This window comes from Anaeromyxobacter sp. SG66, assembly GCF_022690805.1.
Lineage (GTDB): Bacteria > Myxococcota > Myxococcia > Myxococcales > Anaeromyxobacteraceae > Anaeromyxobacter > Anaeromyxobacter soli.
This window is the reverse complement of the sequence record NZ_JALCZC010000053.1, coordinates 1-26,982: the sequence shown is the minus strand read 5'-3', so window position 1 is coordinate 26,982 and position 26,982 is coordinate 1. Positions and strand designations below refer to the sequence as shown.

At 72.7% G+C, this 26,982-nt stretch carries 24 protein-coding genes and 6 tRNA genes; 7 read left to right on the top strand and 23 right to left on the bottom strand.

The features are described 5' to 3' along the window. The coding region (locus MNZ39_RS14855; RefSeq protein WP_242339849.1) for a PAS domain-containing sensor histidine kinase at positions 1–850 on the top strand (850 nt) is incomplete at its 5' end. A gap of 16 nt (positions 851–866) precedes the next feature. On the opposite strand, the gene MNZ39_RS24715 is transcribed toward MNZ39_RS14855, so the two are convergent. Continuing rightward, positions 867–2,507 (bottom strand): MXAN_5187 family protein, encoded by a 1,641-nt coding sequence (locus MNZ39_RS24715; RefSeq protein ID WP_277957079.1) that lies wholly within the window; start codon positions 2,505–2,507, stop codon positions 867–869. Between the two features lie 67 nt (positions 2,508–2,574). Beyond that, the gene (locus MNZ39_RS14845) at positions 2,575–3,753 is read right to left on the bottom strand and encodes a pyridoxal phosphate-dependent aminotransferase (RefSeq protein ID WP_242339847.1); all 1,179 of its coding nucleotides are present in this window, start codon (positions 3,751–3,753) and stop codon (positions 2,575–2,577) included. Between the two features lie 120 nt (positions 3,754–3,873). Here MNZ39_RS14845 and MNZ39_RS14840 point away from each other — a divergent pair, with 120 nt between their 5' ends. Both MNZ39_RS14840 and MNZ39_RS14835 read left to right on the top strand, forming a co-directional pair. Then, positions 3,874–5,964 carry a S46 family peptidase gene (locus tag MNZ39_RS14840; RefSeq protein ID WP_242339845.1) on the top strand — a complete coding sequence of 697 codons (2,091 nt, stop codon included), beginning with the start codon at positions 3,874–3,876 and terminating at the stop codon, positions 5,962–5,964. A 134-nt stretch (positions 5,965–6,098) separates the two neighbouring features. Next, positions 6,099–7,490 carry an NCS2 family permease gene (locus MNZ39_RS14835; protein ID WP_242339843.1) on the top strand — a complete coding sequence of 464 codons (1,392 nt, stop codon included), beginning with the start codon at positions 6,099–6,101 and terminating at the stop codon, positions 7,488–7,490. Between the two features lie 45 nt (positions 7,491–7,535). Here the strand turns inward: MNZ39_RS14835 and nadA are convergent, their stop codons facing one another. Continuing rightward, a complete protein-coding gene (gene nadA / locus MNZ39_RS14830) occupies positions 7,536–8,540 on the bottom strand; it encodes a quinolinate synthase NadA (protein WP_242339841.1) in 1,005 nt (334 codons plus the stop codon). Continuing rightward, positions 8,537–8,746, bottom strand: a complete 210-nt coding sequence (locus MNZ39_RS14825) for a hypothetical protein (RefSeq protein ID WP_242339839.1) — start codon at positions 8,744–8,746, stop codon at positions 8,537–8,539. The genes nadA and MNZ39_RS14825 overlap by 4 nt, the downstream gene beginning before the upstream one ends. A gap of 49 nt (positions 8,747–8,795) precedes the next feature. Here MNZ39_RS14825 and MNZ39_RS14820 point away from each other — a divergent pair, with 49 nt between their 5' ends. Then, on the top strand, positions 8,796–9,581 hold the full coding sequence (locus tag MNZ39_RS14820; RefSeq protein WP_242339836.1) for a class I SAM-dependent methyltransferase: 786 nt from the start codon (positions 8,796–8,798) through the stop codon (positions 9,579–9,581). 190 nt (positions 9,582–9,771) lie between these two features. Here the strand turns inward: MNZ39_RS14820 and lon are convergent, their stop codons facing one another. Then, positions 9,772–12,195, bottom strand: coding sequence for an endopeptidase La (gene lon / locus MNZ39_RS14815; RefSeq protein WP_374112085.1), 2,424 nt, complete (start codon positions 12,193–12,195; stop codon positions 9,772–9,774). A gap of 363 nt (positions 12,196–12,558) precedes the next feature. On the opposite strand from lon, the gene MNZ39_RS14810 reads away from it, so the two are divergent. Further along, the gene (locus MNZ39_RS14810) at positions 12,559–14,277 is read left to right on the top strand and encodes an aminotransferase class V-fold PLP-dependent enzyme (protein ID WP_242339832.1); all 1,719 of its coding nucleotides are present in this window, start codon (positions 12,559–12,561) and stop codon (positions 14,275–14,277) included. A gap of 58 nt (positions 14,278–14,335) precedes the next feature. On the opposite strand, the gene clpX is transcribed toward MNZ39_RS14810, so the two are convergent. The 4 genes from clpX to MNZ39_RS14790 all read right to left on the bottom strand — a co-directional run bounded on the left by clpX (position 14,336) and on the right by MNZ39_RS14790 (position 17,735). Beyond that, entirely contained in the window at positions 14,336–15,574 is a 1,239-nt protein-coding gene (clpX, locus tag MNZ39_RS14805; RefSeq protein ID WP_242339830.1) for an ATP-dependent Clp protease ATP-binding subunit ClpX, read from the bottom strand. A 76-nt stretch (positions 15,575–15,650) separates the two neighbouring features. Continuing rightward, positions 15,651–16,265: an ATP-dependent Clp endopeptidase proteolytic subunit ClpP gene (gene clpP / locus MNZ39_RS14800; protein WP_242339828.1), complete on the bottom strand. Its 615-nt coding sequence runs from the start codon at positions 16,263–16,265 to the stop codon at positions 15,651–15,653. A 16-nt stretch (positions 16,266–16,281) separates the two neighbouring features. Continuing rightward, the gene (tig, locus tag MNZ39_RS14795; RefSeq protein WP_242339826.1) at positions 16,282–17,574 is read right to left on the bottom strand and encodes a trigger factor; all 1,293 of its coding nucleotides are present in this window, start codon (positions 17,572–17,574) and stop codon (positions 16,282–16,284) included. A gap of 79 nt (positions 17,575–17,653) precedes the next feature. Continuing rightward, positions 17,654–17,735 (bottom strand) — tRNA-Leu (locus MNZ39_RS14790). A 66-nt stretch (positions 17,736–17,801) separates the two neighbouring features. Here MNZ39_RS14790 and MNZ39_RS14785 point away from each other — a divergent pair. Continuing rightward, positions 17,802–18,209 (top strand): hypothetical protein, encoded by a 408-nt coding sequence (locus MNZ39_RS14785; RefSeq protein WP_242339824.1) that lies wholly within the window; start codon positions 17,802–17,804, stop codon positions 18,207–18,209. A gap of 105 nt (positions 18,210–18,314) precedes the next feature. Here the strand turns inward: MNZ39_RS14785 and MNZ39_RS14780 are convergent. The 7 genes from MNZ39_RS14780 to rph form a co-directional block, all read right to left on the bottom strand. Next, positions 18,315–18,387 (bottom strand) — tRNA-Lys (locus MNZ39_RS14780). 129 nt (positions 18,388–18,516) lie between these two features. After that, positions 18,517–18,593 (bottom strand) — tRNA-Arg (locus tag MNZ39_RS14775). Positions 18,594–18,792: 199 nt separating this feature from the next. Beyond that, positions 18,793–18,868: transfer RNA gene (locus tag MNZ39_RS14770), tRNA-His, on the bottom strand. Positions 18,869–18,881: 13 nt separating this feature from the next. After that, positions 18,882–18,958, bottom strand: a tRNA-Arg gene (locus tag MNZ39_RS14765). 145 nt (positions 18,959–19,103) lie between these two features. After that, positions 19,104–19,177, bottom strand: a tRNA-Pro gene (locus tag MNZ39_RS14760). 70 nt (positions 19,178–19,247) lie between these two features. Continuing rightward, positions 19,248–19,940: an RdgB/HAM1 family non-canonical purine NTP pyrophosphatase gene (gene rdgB, locus MNZ39_RS14755; protein ID WP_242339822.1), complete on the bottom strand. Its 693-nt coding sequence runs from the start codon at positions 19,938–19,940 to the stop codon at positions 19,248–19,250. 2 nt (positions 19,941–19,942) lie between these two features. After that, positions 19,943–20,659 carry a ribonuclease PH gene (gene rph, locus MNZ39_RS14750; RefSeq protein ID WP_242339820.1) on the bottom strand — a complete coding sequence of 239 codons (717 nt, stop codon included), beginning with the start codon at positions 20,657–20,659 and terminating at the stop codon, positions 19,943–19,945. Positions 20,660–20,747: 88 nt separating this feature from the next. Here rph and MNZ39_RS14745 point away from each other — a divergent pair, with 88 nt between their 5' ends. Next, on the top strand, positions 20,748–20,999 hold the full coding sequence (locus MNZ39_RS14745; RefSeq protein ID WP_242339818.1) for a hypothetical protein: 252 nt from the start codon (positions 20,748–20,750) through the stop codon (positions 20,997–20,999). Between the two features lie 122 nt (positions 21,000–21,121). Here MNZ39_RS14745 and MNZ39_RS14740 read toward each other — a convergent pair whose 3' ends face one another. The 7 genes from MNZ39_RS14740 to MNZ39_RS14710 form a co-directional block, all read right to left on the bottom strand. Beyond that, complete coding sequence (locus MNZ39_RS14740) at positions 21,122–21,871, bottom strand: N-acetylmuramoyl-L-alanine amidase (RefSeq protein ID WP_242339816.1); 750 nt, start codon at positions 21,869–21,871, stop codon at positions 21,122–21,124. 126 nt (positions 21,872–21,997) lie between these two features. Next, on the bottom strand, positions 21,998–23,047 hold the full coding sequence (gene selD / locus MNZ39_RS14735; protein WP_242339814.1) for a selenide, water dikinase SelD: 1,050 nt from the start codon (positions 23,045–23,047) through the stop codon (positions 21,998–22,000). A gap of 195 nt (positions 23,048–23,242) precedes the next feature. Then, the gene (locus tag MNZ39_RS14730; protein ID WP_242339812.1) at positions 23,243–23,941 is read right to left on the bottom strand and encodes a lipopolysaccharide assembly protein LapB; all 699 of its coding nucleotides are present in this window, start codon (positions 23,939–23,941) and stop codon (positions 23,243–23,245) included. Between the two features lie 171 nt (positions 23,942–24,112). Then, the gene (locus MNZ39_RS14725; RefSeq protein WP_242339810.1) at positions 24,113–24,919 is read right to left on the bottom strand and encodes a nuclear transport factor 2 family protein; all 807 of its coding nucleotides are present in this window, start codon (positions 24,917–24,919) and stop codon (positions 24,113–24,115) included. After that, positions 24,903–25,679: an outer membrane protein assembly factor BamD gene (locus tag MNZ39_RS14720; protein ID WP_242339808.1), complete on the bottom strand. Its 777-nt coding sequence runs from the start codon at positions 25,677–25,679 to the stop codon at positions 24,903–24,905. The genes MNZ39_RS14725 and MNZ39_RS14720 overlap by 17 nt, the downstream gene beginning before the upstream one ends. A gap of 53 nt (positions 25,680–25,732) precedes the next feature. Next, entirely contained in the window at positions 25,733–26,218 is a 486-nt protein-coding gene (locus MNZ39_RS14715) for a RecX family transcriptional regulator (RefSeq protein ID WP_242339806.1), read from the bottom strand. Positions 26,219–26,321: 103 nt separating this feature from the next. Then, a complete protein-coding gene (locus tag MNZ39_RS14710) occupies positions 26,322–26,792 on the bottom strand; it encodes a hypothetical protein (protein WP_242339804.1) in 471 nt (156 codons plus the stop codon). Positions 26,793–26,982 lie beyond the last annotated feature (190 nt).

Sequence of the window (26,982 nt, the reverse complement as noted above, 5' to 3'; positions counted from 1 at the left end):
CGCCTCGCGCGTGACCCGGCCGGTGGACGCGCTGCGCTCCGCCGCGCTGCGCGTCGCGGCGGGCGACCTCGGCGCGCGCGTCGAGGGCGTCGGCGCCTCCGGAGAGGTGGGCGAGCTCGTGCGCGCGTTCAACGGCATGACCGCCGATCTGGCCGCGAGCCGCGGCCGGCTCGCGCAGGCCGAGCGCATCGCCGCGTGGCGCGAGGTGGCGCGGCGGCTCGCCCACGAGATCAAGAACCCGCTCACCCCCATCGCCATGAGCGTCGAGACGCTGCGCGACGCGCACGCCCGCGGTCGGCGGGACTTCGGTGAGATCTTCGACGAGGGCACGCGCGCGATCGGCGAGGAGGTCCGGCGCCTGAAGCGCATCGTCGACGAGTTCAGCCGGTTCGCGCGGCTGCCCGCTCCCGAGCGGGCCGCGATCTCCCCGGAGGAGCTCGTCCAGTCGGTGCTCGCGCTCTTCCCGACCCCGCCCGAGGGCGTCGTCGTGGCGCGCGAGGTCGAGCCCGGGCTGCCGCCGGTGCTCGCCGATCGCGATCAGATCCTGCAGGTGCTCCTGAACCTCGTGGGGAACGCGCTCGACGCGATGCCGGCGGGCGGGACCCTCCGGCTCGCGGCGCGCCGCGCCGGCCCGGCGGTGGCGTTCTCCGTCTCCGACACCGGCCCGGGCATCGGCCCGGAGGAGCTGCCGCGCGTCTTCGAGCCCTACTTCACCACGAAGGAGGGCGGCACCGGCCTCGGCCTCGCCATCGCGCAGCGCATCGCGGAGGAGCACGGCGGCGCGCTCGAGGTCGCCTCCGTGCAGGGCGCGGGCGCGACGTTCACGCTGACGCTTCCGCCGGCCGCGTAGGTTTCAATCCCTCGGGTCAGCGAACGGGAGTCGCCTTCAACGCCGCCTTCCCGTCCTTCACGTACACCTGGAACCGGACGGTCCGGCAGGCGTACTTCGAGACGAGGGCCGCCTTGTTGGAGGCGAGCTTTTGGGCGAACCGCTCGAACGTGAGCCCGCCCGCCGCCTCCCCGCACTCGCCCCGCGTGCGGAGGAAGTCGGAGAAGACCTGACGCCAGTGGCCCTGCTCGTCGTCGCCGTCGGGGGCTGCGGCCTGGGCGGCGGCCTGCAGGAGCTCTGCGGGCGCCGCGAGCGGCTCTTCCGCGGGCGCCGGGGGAACGATCACGCCCGCGCGCGCCGCGTCCGCGTGCCCGGGGGCGGGCGCGGGAGGAGCCGGCGGCGCCGCGCTCGCCTCGGCCGCAGGAGCGAGCGGCTCGGGGGCGCGCAGCGGGAACTCGAACGCGGACGGGTCCGCCTCGGCGGGCCGCGCGGCGCGCGCGAAGAGATCCTCTGCGGGCGCCGGCGCCGCCGCGGGCGGCGTCGAGGCCGCCTCGGCGGCGCGGTTCAGCGCGGCGGCCACCGTCCCGAGCTGGCCGGCGAGCTCCGGCACGCGCGCGGAGAAGTCGCCCTTCTCGAGGCGCGCCGCCGCCGAGAGGAGCGACTCGGGGAGCATGGGGGCGGGCTCCGCCGCGCGGACGAGGACGCCGAACAGGCCCGCGAGCACGATCGCGAGCCCCAGCGCGCCGATCGCCTGCCACTGGAGGATCACGATGGGCGCGAGGCTCGAGGCGGTGGGAGCCACCGCGATCACCGCGGCCCCCTTCACGCCCTCGAGCGCCACCGAGCGGACGCGGTAGCCGGGCGCGGACGCGCCGAGGAGCGGCGCCCGGGGGAGCTTCACGGCGCTGACCCCGAGGTCCACCGGCCCGAGCCGGCCGGCGTCCGAGGTCACGCCGAAGATGCTCGCGGCCTTCACGATCGCGGCCTCGTCGGCGAGCGGGAGGATCCCGACGGCGATGGGCTTCGCCTCGGGCGCGACGAGCAGCACCGGCACCCTCGAGGCGGCGGCGATCCCGCGCGCGAACGCCTCGCCCACCGGCGCGAGCACGAGCACCCCGGCGCCGTCGCCCGCCGGCGCCGCGGCGGCGAAGAGGAGCTTGCCGCCGGCGCGGACGTGACCGCGCGGCGATCCACCCTCCACCGCGGCGCGGAGCAGCGCTGCGGCCTCGCCCGCCCCCGCCTCGCGACGCTCGAGCGTCTCGCGCGACGCGGCGATCACGGTGGTCCCCTCCGGCAACCGGAACCCGAGGGCGCGCTCCGCTCCGGCGAGCGCGGCCCGTGCGGCACGCTCCGTGACGAGCTCCGCGGCGGCGGGGTCCGACCCCGCGGGCGCGACGGCGCGCGTCCGGTGGGCCCGGGCGGCGGGGTCGGTCGCGGAGGCACCCCCGGAGGCGAGGGTCCCTGCGAGCGCGGGGTCGCGCGCGACGAGCGCGGCGGCGGCGGCAGCGTCGTGTGCGAGCGCGCTCTTCGCGGCCTCGGCGTGCTGGGCGGCGGAGGCGACGTCGGCGTCCACGGCCGCGAGCGCCTCCTCACGCATCGTGCGGGTATGGAGGTACACCGCCACGCCCGCCGCCGCGACGACGACGAGCGCGAAGAGCCAGAGCTTGAGCCGGTTCATTGCCCCTCGGCTTATAGGCCGGCGATCGGAGGGGTGTCAAACCGATGGCCCGATCGGCGATCGGGCGCTATCGCCCGGAAGGACTGGCGAAATCGGCGTTTCCACAGCGGTCGAGGACGCGGCGGAGCCCCGCCGCGAACTCGGGCGGCGGGGGGAGCAGCGACACGACCAGGTGGCCCTGCCGCTCGAAGTCGTAGAAGAAGCCGGGCTGCACGACGACGCCGTCCTCGAGGAGGTCGAGGCAGAGCGCCTCCTCGTCGATCGTCTCGCCGATGCGGAGCACCGCGCTCCAGCCGCCGGCGGAGGCGAGCACGTCCGCCGCCGCACCGCGGACCCCCGCGAGGGTGGCGCGGTTCGCCGCGAGCCGGACGCGGAGCGGCGCGAGGAAGCGCTCGCGCCCCGCCAGGAGCCCGGGCAGCGCGAGCTGCGCCGGCCCGGAGACGGAGAGGTACGCGTCCGAGACCACCTCGAGGCGAGCGAGGGCGGGCTCGACGCGGGCCGAAGGCCCCGCGACCGCGATCCAGCCGACCTTGAGCTGCGGGAGCCCGCACACCTTGGAGAGGCCCGACAGGTGGAACGCGAGCGCCTCGCGTTCGCCCGCAGCGACGCTCGGGCACGGCCGGAGCGCACTGTCGGCGAACACCTCGTCGCCGAGGAGCGCGAGATCGTTCGCGGCGCACAGCCGATCCAGTCCGGCGAGCTCCTCCGCGTCGAGCACCGCGCCCGTCGGATTGGCCGGCGAGACGACCACCACGGCGCGCGTCCGCGGCCCGATCGACGCCTCGAGCGCGGCGCGATCGAGGTGCCAGCTCCCGTCGTAGCGCATCGGGTAGCGGACGAGGCGGACCGCCTCGAGGTCGGCGAGGAGGTCGAGCAGCGGGTACGACGGCGCCGGCACCAGCACCTCGTCGCCGGGATCGCAGAGGAGCTTGAAGAGGAGCGCGTACGCCTCGCTCGTCGAGGCGGTGAGGAGGACCCGGCCCGGGTCCACCGCCGCGCCGCGCGCCGCGAGATAGCGCGAGACCGCCTCCCGCGCCGCGAGGAGCCCCTGCGGCGTCGGCTCGTAGGACGCGACGCGCGGATCGGCGAGCGCGGCGGTGAGCTCCGCCGGGTCCCAGGCGAGGCCGGCCCGGGTGGGATTCGACTCGGCGAGATCCAGGACCGGCCGGCCGCTCGCGCGGAGCGCGTCGGTGCGCGCCGCGAGCGCGTTGGCGGCGAGATCCCAGGCGGTGCGCGAGGAGAGCACGGCGGGATCCTACCGCGGGGCCGTCACGTTTCCGGCTTAGTTGACTCACTCCCGGGCCGGTCCTATGACCGCCGGCAACCGGGGAAAAGGCGCCCCGGTACTCTCCCCGGAGGCAACCTCATGAAGAGACTGGTCGTCGCGCTGGTCCTGCTCGCGCCCCTCGCCGCCGTGGCGGACGAGGGCATGTGGACGTACGACGCGTTCCCCAGCGACAAGGTGGAGAAGAAGTACGGGTTCCGGCCGAGCGACGCGTGGCTCGAGAACGCCCGCCTCTCCTCGGTGCGCCTCGCCGGCGGCTGCTCCGCGAGCTTCGTCTCCGAGGACGGCCTCGTGATGACGAACCACCACTGCGCGCACGAGTGCATCGAGCAGCTCTCGACCGCGCAGAAGGACTTCGTGAAGAGCGGCTTCTACGCGAAGACGCAGGCGGACGAGGTGAAGTGCCCGACCGTCGAGGTGAACCAGCTCGTCCAGATCAGCGACGTGACGCAGCGGGTCCGCGCCGCGACGAAGGGGCTCGAGGGCGAGGCGTACCACAAGGCGCTGCAGGGCGAGATGGCGCGGATCGAGAAGGAGTGCCAGACCTCGCCCGACCTGCGCTGCGACGTCGTGACGCTCTACCAGGGCGGCGTCTACGACCTCTACAAGTACCGCCGGTTCCAGGACGTGCGCCTCGTGTTCGCGCCCGAGTTCGCCATCGCCTTCTTCGGCGGCGATCCCGACAACTTCATGTTCCCCCGCTACGACCTCGACGTGTCGTTCCTGCGCGTCTACCAGGGCGGCAAGCCCGCGAAGATGAAGAACCACTTCCGCTGGTCGCAGAAGGGCGCCGAGGCGGGCGAGCTCACGTTCGTCTCCGGCCACCCGGGCGGCACCGACCGCGCGCTCACCGTGGCCCAGCTCGCGATGCAGCGCGACGTCGTGCTCCCGGACCGGCTGCAGAGCCTCGCGGAGCTGCGCGGCCTCCTCACGGGCTTCCAGATGCTCGGCCCCGAGCAGAAGCGCATCTCGAACGCCCACCTCTTCTACGTGGAGAACGGCTACAAGGCGCTCCGCGGCCGGTTCCTCGCGCTCCAGGACCGCGCCTTCTTCCGGTCGCTCGTCGCGAACGAGGAGGCGCTGAAGGCGGCGCTCGCGAAGGATCCCCGCGGCAAGGACGCGCTGCCCGCGTTCGACGCCATCGCGAAGGCGCAGGACCGCGTGCTGCAGCTCCGTGACGAGTACAACTCGCTCGAGGGCGGGTTCAGGAACAGCACGCTGTTCGCCATCGCGCGCGACCTCCTCCGCGGCGCGGCGGAGCGGCAGAAGGCGAGCCCGGACCGGCTCCGCGAGTTCCGCGACTCGAACCTGCCCGCGCTCACGCAGGAGCTGTTCAGCGAGGCGCCCATCTACCCCGAGTTCGAGACGCTGCTGCTCGGGCACTCGCTCTCCAAGATCCGCGAGCGGCTCGGCCCCGATCACCCGGTGATGAAGAAGCTCCTCGGGAAGGAGTCGCCGCAGGAGGTCGCGAAGCGCGTGGTCGAGACGACCAAGCTCCGCGACGTGGCGGTCCGCAAGCAGCTCTGGGAGGGCGGCGAGGCGGCCGTGAAGGGTGCGAACGACCCGCTCCTCGCGCTCGCCGCCGCCATCGACCCCGACGCGCGCGCCGTCCGCAAGACGTTCGAGGACGAGGTCGAGTCGGTCGTGCAGAAGAACCACGAGCGGATCGCGGAGGCGCGCTTCGCGGTCCAGGGGCGCACCACCTACCCCGACGCGACGTTCACGCTCCGCCTCTCGTACGGCGCGGTCGAGGGCTGGACCGAGAAGGGCAAGACGGTCGAGCCGTTCACGACGTTCGCCGGCGCGTACGAGCGCGCCACCGGGCGCGATCCCTTCGCGCTGCCGGAGAGCTGGCTCGCCGCGAAGGACCGGCTGAACCTCCAGACCCGCTTCGACTTCGTCACCTCGAACGACATCATCGGGGGCAACTCGGGCTCGCCGGTCATCAACAAGGACGGCGAGATCGTCGGCCTCGTCTTCGACGGCAACATCCAGTCGCTCGGCGGGGACTACGGCTTCGACCCGGCGGTGAACCGCACCGTGGCGGTCCACTCGGACGCGCTCATCGAGGCGCTGACGAAGATCTACGGCGCCGATCGCGTGGTGGCGGAGCTCCGTCCGCCCGCGAAGAGCGGCAAGGCGCAGAAGCCGGCGCGCGCGGCCCGCAAGTAACCGAACCGAGCCGTGCTGGACCTGGCCCGGGTGCCCTCCATGAGGCACCCGGGCCCTTCCTTTTCGGGGCCGGCGGTCGCCCCGCCCTGCTATCCTCCGCCGCCTCTTACGGCCCCATCCGCCACGAGACCGACATGAACCCGACCCCCGCCCCCACCGGCGCCCTGGACCGCTTCTTCGGCCTCACGGCGCGCGGCACGACGGTGCGCCGCGAGATCCTGGCCGGCGCCACGACGTTCGTGACGATGGCGTACATCGTCTTCGTGAACCCGGCGATCCTCGGCGGCGTCGCCGACGCGACCGGCGCGAAGCTCTCGCAGCCCGCCCTCCTCACCTCGACCGCGCTCGTGGCCGCGCTCATGACCCTGGCGATGGGCGTGTTCGGGAACCTGCCGCTCGCGCTGGCGGCGGGGATGGGCCTGAACTCGGTCGTGGCGTTCCAGCTCGTCGCGGCGCGCGGCCTCACCTGGCCCCAGGCGATGGGCGTCATCGTCGCCGAGGGTCTCGTCATCACCGCGCTCGTCGCCACCGGGCTCCGCCAGGCGGTCGTCCGCGCCGTGCCGATGAGCATGAAGCGGGCGATCGGCATCGGCATCGGCCTCTTCCTGGCCATCATCGGGTTCGTCGACGCCGGGTTCATCTCGCGCAACGTGGCGGACCCCGTGCCCGTCGCGCTCGGACAGGCCGGGCACCTCAGGGGCTTCCCCGTGGTGCTGTTCGCGCTCACCCTCGTGTTCACGGGCTGGCTCATCGCGCGGAACACCCGCGGCGCGCTGCTCATCGGGCTCGGCGCCTCGACCGCCATCGCCATCGCGGCGAAGGCGATGTTCGGCGGCGCGGCCGGGTTCAAGCCGTGGGAGGTCGTGCTCCCGACGTCGCCCTTCGCGCTGCCGGACTTCGGGCAGCTCGGCCACTTCGACTTCGGGTTCATCCACGTGCTCGGCGGCGCCACCGCGGCGCTCGTCGTCTTCTCGCTCATGCTGTCCGACTTCTTCGACACGGTCGGCACGGTCGTCGCGGTCGGGCAGGAGGCGAAGTACCTCGACGAGCGGGGCAACTTCCCGCGCCCGGGTACGGTCCTCCTCATCGACTCCCTCGCGGCGGTCGTCGGCGGTGCTGCCGGCTCGTCGTCGGCGACGACCTACGCCGAGAGCGCCGCCGGCGCGGCCGCCGGCGGACGCACCGGGCTCACCTCCGTCGTCACGGGCGCGCTGTTCGCGCTCTGCCTCTTCATCTCCCCGCTCGCGGGCGTCGTCCCGCCGCAGGCGACCGGCGCGGTGCTCGTGCTCGTCGGCTTCCTCATGATGCGCGACGTCGGGGCGCTGCCCTGGGAGGACCCGACCGAGTCGATCCCGGCGTTCCTCACCTTCACGGTCATGCCGTTCACCTACTCGATCACGAACGGCATCGGCGCCGGGTTCGTGTCGTTCGTCCTCCTGAAGGTGCTCCGCGGCCGCGTCCGCGAGGTCCACCCGCTCATGGCGGGGGCGGCGATCGCGTTCCTCGTCTACTTCGCGATCGGCTAGCGAGAGCGAGGACGCCCGCCGCAGGCCCGGGATCGTGCGCCGCAGCTAGGCGTCGCGCGGGACCGCGATCATCCGCTCCAAAGCCCTCCGCGCGCCCTCGGCGACGTCCAGCGGGACGTCGATCGCGTGCTTCCCGTGCTGGAGCGCGTCGCGGATCATGACGAGGTCGATCATCTTCATGTACGGACAGTGCATCCGGCACCCGATGCAGCCGTCGGCGACGATGAACTCCTTGTCGGGCCAGCGCTTCTTCATCTGGTAGACGATGCCGTGCTCCGTCGCGACGATGAACGTCCGCGCCTCGGGGTGCTTCTCGACCGCGCCGAGCATGGCGGTCGTGGAGCAGACCTCGTCGGCGACGTCGATCACGTCGGCGCGGCACTCGGGGTGGGCGATGACGATGGCCTCCGGCCGCGCGTCCTTCACCCGGTTCACGTTCGCGGAGCGGAGCACGTCGTGCACGGGGCAGCAGCCGTCGTAGACGACGATCTCCTTCTCCGGCACCTTCCCCTTCACCCAGTTGCCGAGGTTCCGGTCCGGCGTGAAGAGGATCTTCCGCTGGGGCAGCGAGCGGACGACCGAGGCCGCGTTCGCGCTCGTGCAGCAGATGTCGGAGAGCGCCTTCACCTCCGCGGACGAGTTCACGTAGGTGACGACCGCGTGGTCCGGGTAGCGCTCCTTCCAGTCCTCGAGCGACTCCGGCGTGATCGAGTCCGCGAGCGAGCAGCCCGCCGAGAGGTTCGGCAGGAGCACGCGCTTCTCCGGCGCCAGCACCTTCGCCGACTCCGCCATGAAGTGGACGCCGCAGAACAGGATCGTGGACTGCGGGACCTTCTTGCCGGTGATCGCGAGCTGCAGGGAGTCGCCGACGTGATCGGCGATCTTCTGGACCTCGGGGAGCTGGTAGTTGTGCGCGAGGATGACCGCGTCCTTCTCCTTCGCGAGCGCGCGGATCTCCTCCTCGAGCTCGCGCACGTCGTCCTCCGGGAGGTCGCTGCCGGACTCGGGGCTCGCGACGGGGTCGTGGATGGGGAAGGCGGGGAGGGTCATTCTTTCACCCGGGCGCCGCGCGCGGGCTTGATGTCGCCCGTGCCGGCGGGAAAGAGACGCCAGAACTCGCGGCGGACGAGGCCGACGAGCGTCGCGGACTTGGAGAACCCGTGGTAGCGGGCGACGGCGTCCAGCATGGCCGTGTCCTCGTCCGTCGCCGAGAAGCTGCGGACCTTCGCGGCGCGCCCGTTGGTCTTCCTCGTCATCATTCAGGAACTATTATATAACTCTTGCGTAGCGACCACAACCCGCCCCGTGAAGCTCGCCGTCACCACCCCGCTCCGCCCCTCCCCCGCCGAGGAGGCCTCCGCCCGCGCCGCCGCGGCGCGGCACGGCCTCCTCTTCTGCGCCCGGGGAAACCGCTCGCTCGACGCGGTGCGCGCCGAGGCCGGGGCGGACGCGCTGCTCGTCCTCTCGGCACGCCACGCCGCGCTGCGCGTGGACGGGGCGGAGCACGTCTGGTCGCCCGGCATGGGCGCCCTCCGCGCGAAGCGCGTCGCCGCGGCGGCCCGGGGCGAGGACGCGGGGCCGCCGGATCCGTTCCTCGCGGCCGCCGACGTCCGCCCGGGCGACGCGATCCTCGACTGCACCCTCGGGCTCGGCGCGGACGCGCTCGTCGCGGCGGTGGCGGTGGGTCCGGACGGCCGCGTGGTCGGGCTCGAGGCATCGCCGGCGCTCGCGGCGTGGGTCGCCGAGGGGCTCGCCCGGCACGCGGACCCGGCGGCGCGCCGGATCGAGGTGCGCCCGGAGGAGCACGCCGTCGCGCTCGCCGCGCTGCCGCCCCGCAGCTTCGACGTGGTGGTGTTCGACCCGATGTTCCGCCACGCGCGCGCCGAGCCCGGCGGCTTCGACCTCGTCCGCCGGCTCGCCGAGGGGCGCCCGCTCGCGCCCGACGCGATCCTGGCCGCGCGCCGCGTGGCGCGGCGCTGGGTCGTGGTCAAGGACGGCGCGCCCGGCTGGGACCTCGCGCGCCTGGGGCTCGTTCCGCTGCCGAGCGCGCGCGGGGCGCACCGGTATTACGCGCGGCTCGGGGGCCTCTGACCGGGCGCTGCGCCTTCGCCCCTGCCCGCCGGATCCGCGCGCCGCCGAGGGCGCCTCACCGCCGCGAGGGCGCCCGCGGGCTCGCTTCGCTCGCGCGTCGCGCATCCGCGCGTTCGCCCTCGATGAAGAAAGGCCGGACGCCCCTTCGGGCGCCCGGCCTGTCTCGTCGCGGCTCGCGGACGGCGCGGTCCTAGGCCTGCGCCGCCGTCTCGGCGTGCTCGTGCGGCTCCTCCGGCGAGTGCCGCAGGAACGTCTCCGGGTGCTCGAGGACGAGCGCCTCGCGCAGCACCTCGTCGGCGCTCTCCACGGTGACGATCTGCAGCCGCTCGCGGACCATCTTCGGGATGTCGCGGACGTCCTTCGCGTTCTCCTTCGGGATGAGGACCTTCTTGATCCCGCCGCGGTGCGCCGCGAGGACCTTCTCCTTGAGCCCGCCGATCGGCAGGACGCGCCCGCGCAGCGTGATCTCGCCGGTCATGGCGACGTCCTTGCGGACCGGGAAGCGGCAGAGCGCGGAGACGAGCGTCGTCGCCATCGTGATGCCCGCGGACGGACCGTCCTTCGGGATGGCGCCCTCGGGCACGTGGACGTGGATGTCCACGTTCTCGAGGAAGCGCTTGTCGAGCCCGAGGAGATCGGCGCGCGAGCGGACGTAGCTCATCGCGGCCTGGGCGGACTCCTGCATCACCTCGCCGAGCTTCCCGGTGATCATGAGCTTGCCCTTGCCGGGCATCACCTGGGCCTCGACGGTGAGGAGCTCGCCGCCGAGCTCGGTCCAGGCGAGGCCGGTCGTCAGGCCGATCTGGTCCTCCTCCTCCGCGGTGCCGTACCGGAACCGCGGCGGGCCGAGGTACTTCTGCACGGCCTTCTCGGTGACGACGTACTGCTTGCCGTCGAGCGAGCCGCTCTTCAGGACGTCCTTCGCGATCTTGCGGAACACCGAGCCGATCTCGCGCTCCAGCGAGCGGACGCCGGCCTCCTTCGTGTACTTGTGGATGAGGGCCTTGAGCGCGCGCCGCCTCCACTCGACGGGGACGTTCTCGAGCCCGTTCACCTCGCGCTGCTTCGGGATCAGGTAGCGCTGGGCGATCGAGAGCTTCTCGAGGTCGGTGTACCCGGCGATCCGGATGACCTCCATGCGGTCCTGCAGCGGCCCGGGGATCCCGCCCATCGTGTTGGCCGTGCAGATGAACATGACCTTGGAGAGGTCGTAGTCGAGATCGAGGTAGTGGTCGTTGAAGCTGTAGTTCTGCTCCGGGTCGAGCACCTCGAGCAGCGCGGCGGAGGGATCGCCGCGGAAGTCGGTGGACATCTTGTCCACCTCGTCGAGGAGGAAGACGGGGTTCCCCGAGCCCGACTTCTTGAGCGACTGGATGATCTTGCCGGGCAGCGCGCCGATGTACGTGCGCCGGTGGCCGCGGATCTCGGCCTCGTCGCGGACGCCGCCGAGGCTGATGCGCACGAACTTGCGGTTCATCGCGCGCGCGATCGAGCGCGCGAGGGAGGTCTTGCCGACGCCGGGCGGCCCGACGAAGCAGAGGATGGGGCCGCGGATCTTCTCGACGAGCTTCTGGACGGCGAGGTACTCGAGGATGCGATCCTTCGGCTTCTTGAGCCCGTAGTGATCCTCGTCGAGGATCCGCTCGGCCTCCGGGATCTCGAGCTTGTCCTCGGTGTACTCGTACCAGGGGAGCGAGAGGATCCAGTCGATGTAGTTGCGCACCACCGTGGCCTCGGCGCTCATCGGGCTCATCATCTTGAGCTTCTTGAGCTCCTTCTTGGCCTTGAGGGTGGCCTCCTTCGACATCTTCTTGTTCTTGATCTTCTCCTCGAGCTCCTGGATCTCGTTCTTGAACTCGTCGCGCTCTCCGAGCTCCTTCTGGATCGCCTGCATCTGCTCGTTGAGGTAGTACTCCTTCTGCGTCTTCTCCATCTGCTTCTTGACGCGCGTCCGGATCTTCTTCTCGACCTGCAGGATCTCGATCTCGCCCTGCATGAGCTCGTAGAGCTTCTCGAGGCGCTTGGTGGGCGACTCGGTCTCGAGGATCGACTGCTTGTCGTTCAGCTTGAGGGAGAGGTGCGCGACGATCGTGTCGGCGAGCCGGGCCGGGTCGTCGATCGACGCGACGCTGGTCAGCATCTCCGGCGGGATCCGCTTGTTGAGCTTGACGTAGGCCTCGAACGTCGACTGCACGGAGCGCATCAGCGCCTCGAGCTCGACGGTCCTGTCGCTCGTCTCCTCGATCTCGTCGGCCTCGGCGAGCAGGAACCGGTCGGAGTCGAGGAAGCGCCGCACGCGCGCGCGGAGCTTGCCCTCCACGAGCACCTTCACGGTGCCGTCGGGGAGCCGCAGCAGCTGGATGATCGTGCCGATGGTCCCGACCGCGAAGATGTCGTCCGAGGAGGGCTCGTTCGTCTTCGCCTTCTTCTGGGCGCAGAGGAGGATGGTCTTGTCATGGGCCATCGCCTCCTCGAGGGCCGCGATGGACTTCTGCCGGCCGACGAACAGCGGCACCACCATGTGCGGGAACACGATGATGTCGCGGAGCGGGAGGAGCGGCAGGCTGCGGCTCTTCTTCCCGTCCCTCTTGCCGTCGTCGTTGCGCGAGAAGATGGGCACGTCGTTCTGCTCCTTGGAGCCAAGCGGGGGAACCCGCCGGCGGTTCGAGATTTCTACCACCATGTAACAGCGAACCGGCCGGGCTTCTTCGAGCCGAACCGTGCGCACCGCACAGGGACTTCGCGTGCCCGGCCGGGCACGCCGCGAGCGCTCCCGCAGGCACCTGGCGGGGCAGCGCGTGCGGGGCGAGCCGCTCCCCTCCGTGGCGGCGCGGAGGCGACCCGCCCCTGAACGGCGCGCACGCCGGTGCAATTCCCGCGCGGGTCCCGCGCACCGCCGGGCAGCCGTGCCTCCGCCCCGGCGGCGCGCCACCGCCCGCTTGGCGCCCTGGCTGCCGGGCAGATAGAACCAGGGGCGATGACCTTCGCCGAGGCCACCGCCCTCCTCCGCGCCTCCGAGATCGGACGGCGCACCCTCGTCTCGACGCCGTTCGGCGCGCGGCTCGTGACCTACGCCGACCTGACCGCCTCCGGCCGCGCGCTCTCCTTCGTCGAGGCGCGCATCGCCGCGGCGCGGCCGCTCTACGCGAACACGCACACCGCGATCTCCACCACCGGCCGCACCATGACGCGCCTGCGGGAAGACTCGCGCCGGGCGATCGCCCGCTGCGTGAACGCCTCCGCCGACGACGTGGTGCTCTTCGTGGGGAGCGGCGCGACCGCAGCGGTGAACAAGCTCGTGGGCCTGCTCGGCCTGCGCGTGTCGGAGCCGCTGGAGCGCCGCTACGGCCTCTCGCGCGCGATCCCCGACGACGAGCGCCCCATCGTGCTCGTCTCGCCATACGAGCACCACTCGAACGAGCTGCCGTGGCTCGAGTCCGTCGCGGACGTCGTGGAGGTGGAGCTCGACGTCGCGGGGCGCCTCGATCTCGACGACCTCGCCCGGAAGGCCCGGGCGCACGCCGGCCGTCCGCTCCGCGTCGGCGCCTTCTCCGCCGCCTCGAACGTGTCCGGGGCGCTCTCGGACGTGCCGGCGATCGCGCGCGTCCTCCACGCGCACGGCTTCTTCGCCTGCGCCGACTACGCGGCGGCGGGGCCCTACGTGCCCGTCGACATGCACCCCGCCGATCCGGCCGAGCGGCTCGACGCCATCTTCTTCTCCACCCACAAGTTCCTGGGCGGGCCGGAGGGCTCGGGCGTGCTCGTCGCTCACCGCGAGCTGTTCCGCAGCCGCGCACCCGAGCGGCCGGGCGGCGGCACCGTGGACTACGTCGGCCCCGGCGAGGCGCCGGCGAAGGCGGCGCACGCGCGCCTCTCGGTGGACTACACCCACCGGCTCGCCGAGCGGGAGGAGGGCGGGACGCCCGACATCCTGGGCGACGTCCGCGCGGGCCTCGCGTTCCTGGTGAAGGAGCTCGTGGGACCGGAGCGCATCCTCGCCCACGACCTCGCGCTCGGAGAGACCGCCTGCGCCCGGTTGCGCCGTCACCCGCGCGTCCGGCTCTACGGGCCCTCCGGCGGGCCGCGCCTGCCCATCCTGTCGTTCAACGTCGAGGGGCTCCACCACGGGCTCGTCTCGACCCTGCTCGACGATCTGTTCGGCATCCAGAGCCGCGCGGGCTGCTCCTGCGCCGGGCCGTACGGGCACCGGCTCCTCGGCATCGGCCCGGACCGCTCCGCCGAGTTCCGGCGCGCGATCGCCGCGGGGGTGCAGGCGTTGAAGCCCGGCTGGGTCCGGATCTCCCTGCCCTACCACGCGACCGCCGAGGAGGTGGACTTCCTCCTCGCCGCCATCGAGCTCCTCGCCGACGAGGGCGAGGCGTTCGTGCCGCTGTACCGGCTCGGCTGGATGGACGGGAGCTGGCGGCTCGTCGAGGCACCGCCCCCGGATCCACGCCCGGTGGATCTCGACGTCTCGACGCTGCCCGAGCTCGCGGCGCCTGCCGCGCCTGCGGAGCCGCCCCTCTCGGACGAGGAAGCGGCCGCGCTGCGGCGAGGCTACCTCGCCGAGGCGCGCCGGCTCGCGACCGAGCTGCGCGCGCGCTGGGCGGCGGCGCCGCCGCGCTGGAACACGCCGACCGGCGACGCGCTCGCCGATCGCCTCGCGTGGTTTCGGTACGTCCACGCGAACGTCTGAGACGCGAACGGGGCCGCCCGGAGGCGGCCCCGTCGAGGAGCGGGCGCGGCGGCAGGGCCTACGCGCTCTCCGCCTCCTTCTGCATCACGACGAGCGGCGCCTCCTTCTTGTCGATCACGTCCTCGGAGATCACGATCTCGCGGACGTTCCTGCGGCTCGGCACGTCGTACATGATGTCGAGCATCGCGCTCTCGAGGATGGCGCGCAGGCCGCGGGCGCCGGCCTTGTTCTTCATGGCCGCGCGCGCGATCGCCTTGAGCGCGCCGTCCGTGAACTTGAGCGACACGCCGTCCATCTCGAGCAGCTTCTTGTACTGCTTCACGAGCGCGTTCCGCGGCTTCGTGAGGATCTCGATGAGCGCCGGCTCGTCCAGCTCCTCGAGGCTCGTGATGACCGGGAGCCGCCCGACGAACTCGGGGATCATCCCGAACTTGAGCAGGTCGTCCGGCTCCACCATCGCGAGCAGCTCGCCGATGTTCTTCTCGCTCCTCGAGGTGACGTCGGAGCCGAAGCCGAGGCTGCGCCCGCCGGAGCGGCGCTCGATGATCTGCTCGAGGCCGCAGAAGGCGCCGCCGCAGATGAAGAGGATGTTCGTCGTGTCGACCTGCAGGAACTCCTGCTGGGGATGCTTCCGGCCGCCCTTCGGCGGGACGTTCGCGACGGTGCCCTCGATGATCTTGAGGAGCGCCTGCTGGACGCCCTCGCCCGAGACGTCGCGGGTGATGGAGGGGTTCTCGCTCTTGCGGGCGATCTTGTCGATCTCGTCGATGTAGACGATGCCCTTCTGCGCCCGCTCGATGTCGTGATCGGCGGCCTGCAGCAGGTTCACGATGATGTTCTCGACGTCCTCGCCGACGTAGCCCGCCTCGGTGAGCGTCGTCGCGTCGGCGATCGTGAACGGGACGTTCAGGATCTTGGCGAGCGTCTGCGCGAGCAGCGTCTTGCCGGAGCCGGTCGGGCCGAGGAGCAGGATGTTGGACTTCTGCAGCTCCACGTCGTCGATCGAGACCCGGCTCTCGATGCGCTTGTAGTGGTTGTGAACGGCGACGGCGAGCGTCTTCTTGGCCCGCTCCTGCCCCACCACGTACTCGTCGAGGATGGTCTTGATCTCCGACGGGCGCGGCACGCGCAGCTTCTGCTCGCGCTTCTCCTCGCCGGCGATCTCCTCCGCGATGATGTCGTTGCAGAGGCCGATGCACTCATCGCAGATGTAGACCGTCGGTCCCGCGATGAGCTTCTTGACCTCTTTCTGCGACTTTCCGCAGAAGCTGCAGCTCAAGGTCTCGCGCTTCTCCAAAGCCTACCTCCTCGTCACGAGCACGCTCACCCGGCTGCTGCCCCTCGGGGTACCCCGGCGCGACGCCCTCTGAATATTACTGCGACTTCTTCTCCATCGCCTTCGGCTTGTGCACGATGACGTCGTCGATGAGGCCGTACTCCTTGGCCTCGCCGGCCCCCATGAAGTAGTCGCGATCGGTGTCCTTCTCTATGCGCTCCAGCGCCTGGCGGGTGTGCTTCGCGAGGATGTCGTTCAGCTTCGCCTTGAGCCGCAGGATCTCTCGCGCCTGGATGTCGATGTCGGTTGCCTGGCCCTGGAAGCCGCCCATGGGCTGGTGGATCATGATGCGCGCGTTCGGCACGGCGAACCGCTTGCCGGCCGCCCCCCCGGCGAGGAGGAACGCGCCCATGCTCGCCGCCTGCCCGAGGCAGATCGTGGACACCTGCGGCTTCACGTACTGCATGGTGTCGTAGATGGCGAGGCCGGAGGTCACCGAGCCACCCGGGCTGTTGATGTAGAGGCTGATGTCCTTGTCCGGGTCCTCGGACTCGAGGAACAGGAGCTGCGCGATGACGACGTTCGCGACGTCGTCGTCGATCGGCGTGCCGAGGAAGACGATCCGGTCCTTGAGCAGGCGCGAGTAGATGTCGTAGCTGCGCTCGCCGCGGTGCGTCTGCTCGACGACGTACGGCATCGGGATGTAGGGCATGGCTTTGACCCCGTTCTCAGGCGGACTGGATGTTGGCGGACGAGGACAGCAAGGCGAGCGCCTTGTCCTCCCGTACCCTGTTCTTTAGTGCTTCCCGCGCGTCCTTGCCGCGCATCTGCTGCTGGACCTTCGCAAGGGGCGCCCCGAGCTCCTCCGCGATGCGGGCGGCCTCGGCCTGCAAGTCCTCGTCCGTGACCTCGAGCTTCTCGGTGTCGGCGATCGCCTCGAGGAGGAGCGCGCCCCGGACCTGGAGCAGCGCCTGCTCGCGCATGTCCGCCCGCATCCGGGCGAAGTCGAGCTCGAGCTTCCGGATGTCGATCCCTGAGCGGGCGAACCGCTCGGCCGCACCCTCCAGCATCGCGTCGATCGCGCGCTCCACGAGCGCGGGGGGCACCTCGAACTCGTTCTTCTGGAGCGCCGCCTTGACGAGCGCGTCCTTCAGCTCGCTCTCGGCGCGCCGCTTCTCGCGCTTCTCGAGATCCGCGCGGATGCGCGCGCGGAGCGCGTCGAGCGTCTCGATGCCCTCGATGCCGACCTCCTTGGCGAGCGCGTCGTCGAGCGCGGGGAGCTGGCGCGTCCTGAGCGCCTTCAGGGTCACCTTCATGTGGGCGACCTTGCCGCGGAGCTCCTCCACCCGGTGGTCCTCGGCGAAGGGCTCGTCGATCTCGACCGTGTCGCCGAGCTTCTTGCCCTTCAGGGCCTCGAGGTTCCCGTCGGAGATCGCGCCCGGCGCGATCTTCACGGTGACGCCCTCGGCCTTGCCGCCCTCGAACGGCTTGCCCTCGATCGTCCCCTCGTGGTCGATGACCGCCCAGTCGCCCTCCTGAGCCTCGAACCGGCCCTCGACCGGGACGAGCTGCGACATCGACTCCTGGAGGCGCGTCAACTCGTCCGACACCATCGAGTCGGTGACCTCCGGCGGCTTCCGGGTGACCTCCAGTCCGCGGTAGTCCTTCGGCTCGATCCGGGGCTTCACCTCGACCCGCGCGGTGTAGCGGACCGGCTTGCCGTCCTGGACCCCCTCCGACACGGAGACGTGCGGCGGCGCGACGAGCGGGATGGACTCCACCTTCACGGCCTCGGAGAACGTCTGCTGGACGATCTTCTCGAGGACCTCGCTCTCGACCTCGGCGCGGAACTGGCGCTCGAGCACCTTGCGCGGCGCCTTGCCGGGGCGGAACCCGCGGAGCTTCACGCGACGCCCCAGCCCGACGTACGCGCGCTCGAGCTCCTGGGCGACGCGGTCGGGATCGACCTCGATGCTGACCTTCCTCTCGACGGGGGAGACGTTCTCGACCTGGATCTTCATGTCGTTTCGGGCCCTTCTGCGGGATCGGCGGAAAGCCGGTAGTGCTATGTGCGCCGGGCGGGCGCGGTCAAGCGCGAAATGGGCGGGGAGGGACTCGAACCCTCACGCCTCGCGGCGCCAGATCCTAAGTCTGGTGCGTCTGCCAGTTCCGCCACCCGCCCCGGTGGCGACGACGTTTACCACGCCCGCCGCAGACGACGGCCCGGGTTTGTAGTACGAGAGGGCCCGTGACGGTCGTCCACCAGCATCCCCCGGAAGAGAAGTGCCTGCCCGCCTGCCCCGCGTGGGCGGAGGGGGTGCTGGAGCTCTATGCCCTGCAGCGCCGCCACGCCGAGATGCTGGAGGCCTGCCGAGCGGCCCAGGCGATCGAGTGCGTGATCGTCGCGCCGGCGGCGCCCGGCGTGGAGCTCCCCGAGTACCTGCACGACGAGGAGCTCGTCCGGCTGAACCTCGTCGCCGGGCGCGACGCCCGGGAGGTGCTGCTCGACGAGTGGGGCGTGCGCGCCGAGCTGACGTTCCGCGGCCGCCGCTTCGACTGCGCCCTGCCGTGGCCGTCCATCATCGGCGGCATCCTGCGCCCGCCCGAGCGCAAGCGCCCCCGCTTCGGCGTGATCGAGGGCGGCAAGAAGGACTGAGCCCGCTCGTCCTCCCCGCCGGTGGCGCCGTGGCGCGTCCGTCTGCGCGCGCGCCGTCCGGAAAAAGGTCGACGGGGACCCGGCTCTCGCCAGGTCCCCGTCGTGTGAGCGCAGAAGGAATCGAACCTTCAACCTATGGATTAAGAGTCCATTGCTCTGCCAGTTGAGCTATGCGCCCGAATGCTGCTCGGGATGGCCGAGGGGCCGCGTATCTAGCAGCGTCCTCGCAGTATGTCAACGACGGCTTGGCGCAGCGTCATCATCCGGCTGCGCCTCCGCGCCGGACGCGTTTGGCGCGCCCGGAGGGTGGCGCGCCCGGAGGGAGTCGAACCCCCGACCCGCGGCTTAGAAGGCCGCTGCTCTATCCAGCTGAGCTACGGGCGCGTGAAAGTCGCAGGTCGTTCGTGCCCGCGACCGAAGGTTCGTACGGGGCCAGTGTTGGCCCCGGGCCCCGGCCAGCTGAGCTACGGGCGCGTGAAAGTCGCAGGTCGTTCGTGCCCGCGGCCGAAGGTTCGTACGGGGCCAGTGTTGGCCCCGGGCCCCGGCCAGCTGAGCTACGGGCGCAGGTGCCGTTTGGTAAAACTGGGGTGAGTAAAGGGGCTCGAACCCTTAACCCCCGGATCCACAGTCCAGTGCTCTACCGATTGAGCTATACTCACCGTAAATACGATCTGGCGCGCCCGGAGGGAATCGAACCCCCGACCTGCGGCTTCGAAGGCCGACGCTCTATCCAACTGAGCTACGGGCGCGTGAAGCGGTGCGCGTCCTTGCCGGCGTGGCGAAGGTTCATACGGGGCCAGTGGTGGCCCCGGGCCCCGGCCAACTGAGCTACGGGCGCATACTGCTGGGGAACGCCGCGTTCTCGGCGTCCCGGCCATCCCATGCTGTCAAAGATCGGGGCGGCGGGATTCGGACCCGCGACCTCCTGCGCCCAAGGCAGGCGCGCTACCAGGCTGCGCTACGCCCCGGACGCTGGAGGAGGCCCGAGGCCACCCCGTTTCCGAGAACGCCCGTCATTAGCCTCTCGCCGTGCTGGCGTCAAGCGCCCTCGCGCGCGATCCGCTCGAGCCAGGGGCGGAGCTTCCGGAACGCGTCGCCCCGGTGCGAGAGCGCGTCCTTCTCCTCGGGCGAGAGCTCCGCCATCGTCCGCCCGTCCTGCGCGTCCGGCACGAAGAGGGGGTCGTAGCCGAACCCGCCGGACCCGCGTCGCGCGTGCCCGATGCGTCCGCGGCAGACCCCGGTCACGCTCGCGACGATCGTCCCGTCGGCGCGCGCCACGGAGAGCACCGCCTCGTACTCCGCGCCGCGCCGCCCGTCCGGCAGCCCGGCCAGGGAGCGGAGCAGCTTGTCGTTGTTGCGCTCGTCCCGCGCCGCCCTTCCCGCGACCGGTCCGAGCTCGGCGGCGGCGCCCTCGGCGAGCTCGCACACGGGGCTCGCCGGCGCGGGCCCCGGCTCCTCGTCGGACCAGCGCGCGGAGCGGACGCCGGGGGCGCCGCCGAGCGCGTCCACCGACAGCCCCGAGTCGTCGGCGAGCGCCGGCATGCCGGCGAACCGCGCGTACGCGGCCGCCTTCTTCTCCGCGTTCGCCTGGAAGGTGGCGCCGTCCTCCTCCACCTCGGGCAGGTCGCGCCCGAGGTCCTCCGGCGAGACGACGCGGATGGGGAGCCCGGAGACCAGCCGGCGCAGCTCGCGGAGCTTGCCGGGGTTCGTGGTGGCGAAGAAGAGGTCCACGCTCACCTCCGCAGCGCCTGCTCCTGGTGCTCCTGGAGGCGGCGGATCCCCTCGAGCGCCGCGTCGACCATCCGGTCGAGATCGGCGCGGGGGAACGGCTTCCCCTCCGCGGTCCCCTGCACCTCGACGAGCGCGCCGTCGCCGGTGGCGACGACGTTCATGTCCACCTCCGCGGTCGAGTCCTCCCCGTAGTCGAGGTCCACGCAGACCTCGCCCTCGACGATGCCGACCGACACCGCCGCGACGCTCCGCGCCACGGGGTTCCGGGCGATGGTCTTCCGCGACTGCAGCGCGCGGATGGCGAGGACGAGCGCCACGTAGCCGCCGGTGATCGCGGCCGTGCGCGTGCCGCCGTCGGCCTGGATGACGTCGCAGTCGAGCGTGATCGTCCGCGGCCCGAGCGCGCGGAGGTCGATCGCCGCGCGCAGGGCGCGGCCGATGAGCCGCTGGATCTCGAGCGTGCGCCCGCCCTGCTTGCCGCGCGCGGCCTCGCGGGCCATCCGCTCGTGCGTCGAGCGCGGCAGCATCCCGTACTCCGCGGTGACCCAGCCGGCCCCCGTGCCGTAGACGTGCGGCGGCACCTTCTCGTCGACGGTCGCGGTGCAGAGCACGTGCGTGTCGCCGAACCTCGCGAGGCAGGAGCCCTCCGCGTGCTTCGACACGCCGGGCTCGAGGACGACGTTCCGGAGATCCCGCTGGCCGCGACCGTTCGTGCGCATGGGGCGGCGAGATAGCACGGGGCGTCGGCCGCCGCCACGGTGTCGACCGCGCGGGGGCGGCGTGCTTTGCTGTCTCCGGAGGATCCGCATGCGCCCGCTCGTCGTCGCCATCGCCGCCTCGCTCGCCGCGGGCTGCCTCACCCCGAGCCGCGCAGGCCTCTGCTCCGGGGAAGATCGGCGCCGGTGCCTGGGCGTGGAGGAGTGCGCGACCGACCGGACCCGCGGCTGCGTCGTGTGCGCCTGCCGGTCCTGGGACGACACCTCCCCCGTCACGCCCGCGGGGGCCTATCCGGAGGGCGAACGCCCCGGTCCCCCGCTGCCGGCGCCCGGGACACGCTGACCGCGAGCGCTGGCCCAGGTGCCCGGCGCGCGGGTCTAGGGCCCCGCGGCTCCGACGCTTCTTCGACAGGCTCAGGTTCGACTGTCCGGGGGACGCAGCGGAGTGACGGGAAGCCCCGTCCTCTAGCGCCCGGCCCGGCGCGTCGCGTTCCGCCAGGCGGCGACGCCCTCCGCGACCGCGGCGGCGATCCGCTCCTGGTACTCGGGCGTGCGCAGCCGCGCCGCCTCCCCGTCGTGCGAGATGAAGCCGACCTCGAGGAGCACCGCGGGCATGCGCGCGCCCGCGAGCACGTAGAACGGCGCCTGCTTCACCCCGCGGTCCTCGGCGCCGAGCGCGCTCACGAGCTTCTCGTGCACCGCGTACGCGAGCCGCGAGGAGCCCGCGAGCGCGTCCTGGTCCTCGAGGTCCTGGAGGATCGCCGCCACGGGATCGGCGGGATCGAGCTCCGGCTCTCCGGCGAGCCGATCGGCGTTCTCGCGCGCGGCCACCGCCGTCGCCGAGGCGTCGGTCGCGTCGGCGGAGAGGAAGTAGGTCTCGACGCCGGCGGAGTGCCGGCGCGCCTCGGCCGAGGGCATGGAGTTGAGGTGCACCGAGACGAACAGGTCGGCGCGGAGCGCGTTCGCGATGGCGGCGCGGTTCGCGAGCGGCACGCCGATGTCGCCGGTGCGGGTGAGCACCACCTTGCCGCCGATCGTCCGGAGCCGCGCGGCCACGCGGCGCGCGATCTCCAGCGCGACGTCCTTCTCCTTGTCGCCGAGCGGCGAGAGCGCGCCCTCCTGATCGCCGCCGTGCCCCGGATCCACCACGGCGACGAAGCCGGGCGCGCGCGGCGCGGCGGCGAGGAGGAGCGCGGCGGCGAGCGGGGCGAGCATCGCCCGTGAATTCTAGCAGAGGGCCGGCCGGCGTCCCGCTCCACGGCCTTGCTCACGGCCGCCGGGCCCGCTCCACGGCCTTGCTCACGGCCGCCGGGCCCGCGCCCCGCCGAGCTGGCTCTCCGCCTAGAGGACCTCGAGGCGGGGAGGCTCACCCGCGACCACCTCGCCGATCTCGACGGCGGCGACGCCGGCGGCGCGGAGCGCCTCGAGCACCCCGGCGGCGCGGCCGGGATCGACGGCGGCGAGGAGCCCGCCGTTCGTCTGCGCGTCGGCGAGGACGATGGGCGTCGTCGGGTGGAGGCCCTCGGCGAAGTGCACGTTCGGCCGGACCCAGGCGAGGTTCGCGCGCGAGCCGCCGGGCACGATCTCCCTCGCGGCCAGGTCCTGGACGCCGGGCAGCACCGGGATCGCCTCGGCGCGGAGCCGGAGCGTCACCCCCGAGCCCTCCGCCATCTCCCAGCCGTGGCCGAGGAGCCCGAACCCGGTGACGTCCGTGAGGGCGTGCACGGCGCCGCTCGCCGCGAGGATCTCGCCCGCCGTCCTGTTGAGCGCGCTCATCACCTCGATGGCGAGGTCCACGAGCGCGGCGCCGGCTTCCTCCCGCTTGATGGCAGTGGTCACGATGCCCATCCCGAGCGGCTTCGTGAGGAGGAGGACGTCGCCGGGGCGCGCGCCGACGTTCCGGAGGATGCGATCGGGGTGGACGATCCCGGTGACCGCCATCCCGTACTTGGGCTCGGGGTCGTCGATGGAGTGGCCGCCCAGGATGGGCGCGCCGGCGAGCCGCGCCGACTCCGCCCCGCCGCGCAGCACCTCGCCGAGCAGCTCCATCGGCAGCTTCCCGACCGGCCAGCTCACGAGGTTGAGCGCGAAGAGCGGCCGGGCGCCCATCGCCCACACGTCCGAGAGCGCGTTCGCGGCGGCGATCCGCCCGAACCAGTACGGGTCGTCCACCACGGGGGTGAAGAAGTCGACCGTCTCGACGATCGCCTCGGTGTCCGAGAGCCGGTACACCGCGGCGTCGTCGCGCGTCTCGGTCCCCACGAGCGCGCGCGGCTCCTCGATCCTGGGCACGTGGCGCAGCACCTGCGCCAGATCCGCCGGGCGGATCTTGCAGGCTCAACCCGCGCCGTGGCTGAAGCTCGTGAGGCGGATCTTCTTCTCGGGATCCATGCCGTTACCCCATACCGGCGGGCGGGTGCTCGGGCAACCGCGAGGCGCCCGCGGTGCTCTGGCGGCGGATACGCGACCCGGGCCAGCGCGCACGGCGCGTCGAACGTCGACTCCGGTCGGCTTCGCGTGGCTCGGAGCAGGGGCGGCGAGGCGTCCGTCGCGGAGCCTCGTCACCGCGGGCCGGAGGACGGGCGGCTATCCTCCGGCGACCTGGAGGTACAGCTCCGCGTTCCGGTTGCCGGGCGAGATCTCGAGCACGGCGCGCCACTGCGCCACCGCGTCGTCCCTGCGCCCGCCGCCGTACAGCGCGAGCCCGAGGTTCAGCCGGGCGAGGACGTACGTGGGGTTCTGCCGCACGACCTCCTCGTACTCGCTGATGGCCGCCTCCCGATCCCCCGCGTCCCGGAGCGCGCCCGCGAGCTTCGCGCGGACGTCGCAGAACGCGGGCCCGAGCGCGAGCGCGCGCCGGTACTCGGCGATCGCCTCCTCGTGGAGCCCGGAGGAGAGGTACACGTCGCCGATGTCGGCGTACATGTTCGCGAGCTTGCCCTGGACGTAGCGATCCAGCTTCCCGTGGGCGGCGCCGGAGCGCGAGAGCGCGTGCCGGTAGGTCTCCTGCGCCTCGCGGTACTTGCCCGTGTCGTTGTAGGTGACCGCGAGGTTGAGCGCGGCGTCCGTGTACCCCGGGTTGATCCGGAGCGCCGCCTCGAACGCCCGCAGCGCTTTCTGGTACTGCCCCTGGTCGTGGTAGACGACCCCGAGCATGTTGTAGACGTCGGCGAAGGACGGGTTCGACTCGACGACCTGCGTCAGGTACGTCTCCGCGAGGCCGTAGTCCTTCTTCAGATAGTACGCGCGCCCGAGCGCGAGCGCCTGCTTCAGGGTGTCGTCCACGGGACCCTCCCGGCCGCGCAGCGTAGCACGCGCCGCGCCGCCGGACGGTCGATCCCGACCTCGCGTCGCGGCCGAGGCGAGGTCGTCGGGACTCCGCGGCCAGGCCGCGCGCGCAGGACTCCGCGGCCCGGCCGCCCGCGGGGCGTACCGGACCCCAAGCGCGACGCCCGGTCACAGCCCGGAGACGATCGTCCAGCGCTCTCCCTCGCGCAGGAGCTCGTACCGCGAGCGCAGCGCCCGCGGCGCCTCCTCGCCGACGGTGAGCTCCTGGTCCTCGCCCACGATCGCGCGATCCCGCTCCACGCGGATCTGCCACGCGAGGATGCGCACGCGCGCCGGCGGTCCCGCGCGCAGGTCCTCGCCGAGCCGCGCGAGCAGCGCGTCACGTCCGCCGGCACCTGCGTAGCGCTCCGAGACGAGCCGCGCGTAGGCCTCCGCGTCACGCCGGTTGAAGGCGTCCTCCCGGCGGAACAGCGCGGCGAGCACGCCCTTCAGCTCCGCGAACTGACGGCCGTCGGAGCACCACCCCGCGGCGCTGCAGCGGGACATCTCGAACGCCTCGCGCCCCACGTAGGAGATCCGCGCGCGCTCCTCCTGCCACGCGACGTCCCCGTCCGCCTCCACGACGGCCAGGACCCGCGCCTTTCCCCGATCCATCGCGACCACGACGTCCGCGTAGCGCACCGAGCGGAGCGAGGCGATCCCGCCCGCGCGGAAGCCGTAGACGTCCGGCACCCGGGCGCGGTCCTGCTTCGCGAGCGCGGCCTTCACCTGCGTCTCGGGGCTCGCCAGCGCGAGGCGCGGGTCGCCGCAGGAGACCTTGCCCCACAGCGCCCAGACCACGAGGGCGGCGGCGACGGCGGCGAGCGACGGGACGAGGTGGGGAGCGCCCACCCGCGTGGCGCGCTCACGCCGGCCGCGGGCGCGCTCGCCGAGCTCCGGCGGCGGCGCGGCCGGCGGCTCACCGGATCGACGCAAGGAGCTTCTCCGCCTCCGGGCGCCGCGGGTCCTGCGGGTGCTTCACGATGAGCTTCTGCAGGGCGGAGCGGGCGCGGTGCTTCTCGTCGATCTCCAGGTAGGAGTGCGCGAGCTTCATGAGCGCCTCCACCTCGTGGCGCGAGCCGGGGTACTTCGAGACGAGCGCCTCGTAGCGCCCGGCCGCGCCGGCCCAGCGCCCGCGCTTGTAGTAGTACTCGCCCACGTACCACTCGTGGCTCGCGAGCCGCCCCTCCGCCTCGGCGAGGAGCTTCTTGGCCTCCGGCGCGTACTTCGAGTCGGGCTTCGCCTGCACGAAGTCGCGCAGCGCGCGGGCGGCCTTCTCCACCTGACGCTGGTCCTTCTCGTACGCCGGCGGGAAGAGCACGAAGTCCCCGGGCGCGTCGCGGAGGTACGACACCCCGACGCGAAGCTCCGCGAGCTCCACCTCCTCGTGCGTCGGGTGCATCGTGACGAACTGCTGGTACGCGTCGGCCGCCTCGACGTAGCGCTCCTGCTTGAACTTGAGATCGGCGAGCCGGAGCTCGGAGAGCGGCGCGTACTTCGAGAACGGGTACTTGGTGCGGACGTACTCGAAGAACTTCACGGCCTCGGAGTAGTTGTCGTGCTTCAGCTCGTCGACGCCGGCTTCGTAGTTGGCCTCGGCCGTGGCCCCGTACTTGAGCTGGCCGGTGAAGCTGACGCGCTTGGAGCCACACGCGGCGAGGAGGACCGAGAGCGCGAGGGCGGCGGGGAGGCGCATGAGGCCGTGAGGATAACAGAGGCCCGCCCGGCGCGCAGCCGCCAGCGACGGCGTCAGCCGTCCTCCCAGATCCCGAGGACCCTCGCCACGACCGGGCCCGCGAACCCGCGCCCGAGGAGAAAGCGCGCGAGCCGCCGGCGCGCGCGGTCGTCGAGGGTCTCGAGCGCGGCCCCGCGCGCCCGGCGCTCCGCGAGCGCCCGGCACAGCGCGACCTCTCCGCCCTCCCCTCCCTCCGCCACAGCGCCGGCGATCGCCGCGCGCGCCGCGTCGCCGGGGATGCCCGCCGTGCGGAGCCGCCGCTCCGCCAGCCGGGGGCCGAGCCGGCCGGGCGCGACGAGCGCCCGGGCGCGGGCCCGGGCGTACGCGGCGTCGTCGAGGTAGCCGAGGCGCCGGAGCCAGCCCACCACCGCGTCCGCCTCGGCGGAGAGCTCGGCCTTGGCGAGCCGGGCGCGGACCTGCGCCTCGGTGCGGGCGCGGCTCGCGAGGAAGCGGAGCGCGAGCGCCTTGGCGCGCGCGAGCGGGGGAGCGTCGTCGGGCATCGGCCGCGGCGAGCGTACCACGCGCCCCGCGGCGGGTCGGCGGGCCGCGCGGAGCCCGGTCGATCTGGCCGCGGGAGCGATCCAGAGCGGCGGGGTCTCCGCCTCAGCCCGCGATGGTGAGCGACAGCTCGGCGCCGTTGCAGACGATGCGCGCGATCTGGCCCTCGCGCCGTGCGGTCGTCGCGCCGAGCTGCGTCTCGCCGACGTTCCACGCCGGCCCGAGCGCCTTCACGAGATCGTCGCGGATGCGATCGCAGCCGTTCGACGGCGGCCGCGTCGCGAGCGAGACGGCCCGGACCCTGGGCAGATCCGCCTTGCCCGTGATCCTCACCTCGTCGAAGTGGACGCCCGCGACGACGAGCTCGGCCCTGGCGGTGGTCGCCCGGCCCCCGGCGACGCTCGCGTCGCGGGCGTTCGGGTCGAGGCGCGCGAGCGCGGCGTGCGCGCCGTCCCATGCCTCGCCGGGGAGGACGGGCAGGGCGGTCTCGATGGCGGGGCCGGAGCGGTGGCAACCCACGGCGAGGACGGCGAGGAGGGCAGCGGCGGCGGCGCGGGGGAGCGAGGTGCGGGACACGGATGACCTCCTGTTGGAGCGAGCGGCGCGGGTATAGCGCCACTCGCCCCGCGGAGGAAGCCCCGACGCGGGGTCCGTGTGGGCACCAACGTTCTCCGGCGCCGCGCGCGGCGCAGCCCCGTGAAATCCTTCAGAACCGCTCGATCTGGAAGTCGTCGTCCTTGCCCGGCGCGGCGGCGCCGGCCGGACG

What these genes read in the sequence shown, in the direction of transcription:
- MNZ39_RS24715 (WP_277957079.1), bottom strand. Translation starts at nt 2,507, where the DNA reads ATGAACCGGCTCAAGCTCTGGCTCTTCGCGCTCGTCGTCGTCGCGGCG.
- MNZ39_RS14840 (WP_242339845.1), top strand. Translation starts at nt 3,874, where the DNA reads ATGAAGAGACTGGTCGTCGCGCTGGTCCTGCTCGCGCCCCTCGCCGCC.
- MNZ39_RS14835 (WP_242339843.1), top strand. Translation starts at nt 6,099, where the DNA reads ATGAACCCGACCCCCGCCCCCACCGGCGCCCTGGACCGCTTCTTCGGC.
- nadA (WP_242339841.1), bottom strand. Translation starts at nt 8,540, where the DNA reads ATGACCCTCCCCGCCTTCCCCATCCACGACCCCGTCGCGAGCCCCGAG.
- MNZ39_RS14825 (WP_242339839.1), bottom strand. Translation starts at nt 8,746, where the DNA reads ATGACGAGGAAGACCAACGGGCGCGCCGCGAAGGTCCGCAGCTTCTCG.
- MNZ39_RS14810 (WP_242339832.1), top strand. Translation starts at nt 12,559, where the DNA reads ATGACCTTCGCCGAGGCCACCGCCCTCCTCCGCGCCTCCGAGATCGGA.
- clpP (WP_242339828.1), bottom strand. Translation starts at nt 16,265, where the DNA reads ATGCCCTACATCCCGATGCCGTACGTCGTCGAGCAGACGCACCGCGGC.
- tig (WP_242339826.1), bottom strand. Translation starts at nt 17,574, where the DNA reads ATGAAGATCCAGGTCGAGAACGTCTCCCCCGTCGAGAGGAAGGTCAGC.
- rph (WP_242339820.1), bottom strand. Translation starts at nt 20,659, where the DNA reads ATGCGCACGAACGGTCGCGGCCAGCGGGATCTCCGGAACGTCGTCCTC.
- MNZ39_RS14745 (WP_242339818.1), top strand. Translation starts at nt 20,748, where the DNA reads ATGCGCCCGCTCGTCGTCGCCATCGCCGCCTCGCTCGCCGCGGGCTGC.
- MNZ39_RS14740 (WP_242339816.1), bottom strand. Translation starts at nt 21,871, where the DNA reads ATGCTCGCCCCGCTCGCCGCCGCGCTCCTCCTCGCCGCCGCGCCGCGC.
- MNZ39_RS14720 (WP_242339808.1), bottom strand. Translation starts at nt 25,679, where the DNA reads ATGCGCCTCCCCGCCGCCCTCGCGCTCTCGGTCCTCCTCGCCGCGTGT.
- MNZ39_RS14715 (WP_242339806.1), bottom strand. Translation starts at nt 26,218, where the DNA reads ATGCCCGACGACGCTCCCCCGCTCGCGCGCGCCAAGGCGCTCGCGCTC.